The organism is Alcanivorax sp. HI0044 (genome assembly GCF_001634945.1).
This window is the reverse complement of the sequence record NZ_LWEZ01001946.1, coordinates 1-2,398: the sequence shown is the minus strand read 5'-3', so window position 1 is coordinate 2,398 and position 2,398 is coordinate 1. Positions and strand designations below refer to the sequence as shown.

Here is a 2,398-nt window from a genome sequence, read left to right as displayed (position 1 = left end):
GCCCAGCCGCCCTGCTTCAGCAGGCGAAAATCCGCAGCCAGCCCCACCGCCCCGAAGAAAAACAGCATGGAGGGCACCTTCATGCTTTCATCGAACGTCAGGGAAACACCACCAATTTGCAGCGCTGTCACGATAATGGTGGCCAGCAAGCCGCCCACCACGGGTTCCGGCATATTCAGCCGGGAAAGGATGGAAATCCGGTGCACCAGCCACTGACCTGTGCCCAGTACCAACAGGGCAATCATCAGGGTTTCCATGGCGGAAAACTGCATCTAACTCTCCTTCTTTGGCCCCTCTATGAGAGCCTGACATGCCATCGCATTAAGGGAGCATCCCCTCACACCCGGCGCTTCATCCGCTATACTGCCTCGCGAACACAGGAAGATGCTATGAATCGCGAAAAACGTACCGAAATTTTTTCCCGTCTGCGCGCCCAGAACCCGCACCCGACCACTGAACTGGAATACCAGTCGGACTTTGAACTGCTGGTTGCCGTGGTGCTCTCGGCCCAGGCCACCGATGTGGGGGTGAATAAAGCCACCGCACGCCTGTATCCGGTCGCCAATACGCCAGAGGCTATCTTTGCGCTGGGCGTCGACGGGCTTAAAGAGTACATCAAGACCATCGGCCTGTTTAACTCCAAGGCCGAAAACATCATCCAGTTATGCCGTATTTTGATCGAACAGCACGACAGCCAGGTCCCGCGCACCCGTGAGGAGCTGGAAGCACTACCCGGCGTGGGTCGAAAAACCGCCAATGTGGTACTGAATACCGCCTATGGCTACCCCACCATGGCGGTGGACACCCACATCTTTCGGGTATCCAACCGCACCCGTATTGCCCCGGGCAAAAACGTGCTGGAGGTCGAAAAACGGCTGGTACGACTGGTGCCGGAGGAATTTCTGCGCGATGCTCATCACTGGTTGATTCTGCATGGCCGCTATGTCTGCATCGCCCGCAAGCCCAAATGCGGTGATTGCCTGATCGCGGATCTGTGCGAATTCCCCCCCAGCCAGCGCCCAGCCTAGCCGACGCTGTCGCAAGCTCGGGGGCAGCCCTTAACCCGTACTCGCGAAGGGAATCGTTATGAAAACTGCTACCCGACTTGGCCTGTGTTTGCTGACTGCCCTGCCCCTGAGTCTTGCCTCGCTGGCAACCCAGGCCAATGAACTCACCCCCGGGCTCTGGGAGATCACCGCCAAACTGAATTCACCTGCAGTGCCGGACGCCATGCGTAATCAGGTCCGCAAGGAATGCCTCACCCAGGCCCAGGCCGCGAACCCGGAAGTCGCCATGCGCGATAGCTGGAAACAGGGAGGCTGCGGGGCTGGCGAAGTGAACCGTAGCGGCGATACCTTGCACTGGAGCACCAACTGCACGATGCCCGGAAGCAACAANCCCACCAAAATTCGCGGCGAGATGGTGCTGCACAATCCCAAGCACTACAGCACCAGTATCACGGTCACCGGTAACAAACAGTCCATGACCACCCACAGCGAAGCCAAATGGCTCGGTGCCTGCGATAAGTAAGGGCTCATCGCGGTATTGAGGGGACAGGGCCTGATGCCGAATGCCTGGCGCCCGGCCAAACAAAAACGGCCGGGCAACTCGAGCGGCTTTTGGCCTCAGGCATTCGGCATCAGGCCTCAGGCGTAGCAGTGAGCTCACCGCTGAAGACTTTCTCGAAGAACGCCAGCACACGTTGCCAGCTGTCCTCTGAGGCGCCCGCATCGAATTTCGACCGTAGTGGCGGCAACGGGCCAAGCTTTTTGAACGTGAAGGTCTGGTGGTCATTCATGAAGGAATGGCCCACATCGTCATAACTGCGGATATCGTGGGGCACCCCGAGCGTTTCCAGATGGCTGGCCAAACGCTCACCATGATCGCCGTAGAGCATATCCTGCTTGCCCCAGCCTCCTACCGCAGGGCAAATGCCGCGCAAGGTCTCGGCCTTTTTGGGGATCCCGCCATAAAACGGTGCCACCACCTGCACCGGGGCCTGGCTGGCATACAACACCGCGAATCGCCCGCCCATGCAAAACCCCATCACCCCCACCTGGGTCACCGGCTCTTCGCTTTGTGCCAGCAACCATTCACGACAGGCTTCCAACTGGGCAAACGCCGGGCCTTTGCCCGTTTCGTGGGCCTTCAGGGTCTTCACCACACATAACGCCTTGCTGCCGGGCAAATCATAGAGATCCGGCACCAACACCGGGTAGCCGTTATCTGCCAGGCGCTGGGCGATACGCTCAATATCGTCGGTATAACCAAAAATATCGTGGATGGCGATCACCGCCGCCTTGTGTGGTTGATGGCTGTCAGGGCGCAGCCAACGGGCGCGCATTACATGCCCGTCGGGCAAGGTAATCCCTACCGGTTGGTTTGTCATGGAACGTCC

Annotated in this window: 4 protein-coding genes; 2 read left to right on the top strand and 2 right to left on the bottom strand. The window is 58.9% G+C overall.

Annotated elements, in window-relative coordinates:
* The coding region (locus A3730_RS28830; RefSeq protein ID WP_231884087.1) for a sodium/glutamate symporter at positions 1-272 on the bottom strand (272 nt) is incomplete at its 3' end.
* A 117-nt stretch (positions 273-389) separates the two neighbouring features.
* Here A3730_RS28830 and nth point away from each other — a divergent pair.
* Both nth and A3730_RS28820 read left to right on the top strand, forming a co-directional pair.
* Complete coding sequence (nth, locus tag A3730_RS28825; RefSeq protein ID WP_063519324.1) at positions 390-1,028, top strand: endonuclease III; 639 nt, start codon at positions 390-392, stop codon at positions 1,026-1,028.
* Positions 1,029-1,086: 58 nt separating this feature from the next.
* Entirely contained in the window at positions 1,087-1,530 is a 444-nt protein-coding gene (locus A3730_RS28820; protein WP_063539432.1) for a DUF3617 domain-containing protein, read from the top strand.
* 109 nt (positions 1,531-1,639) lie between these two features.
* Here the strand turns inward: A3730_RS28820 and A3730_RS28815 are convergent.
* The coding region (locus A3730_RS28815) for a dienelactone hydrolase family protein (protein WP_231884086.1) at positions 1,640-2,398 on the bottom strand (759 nt) is incomplete at its 5' end.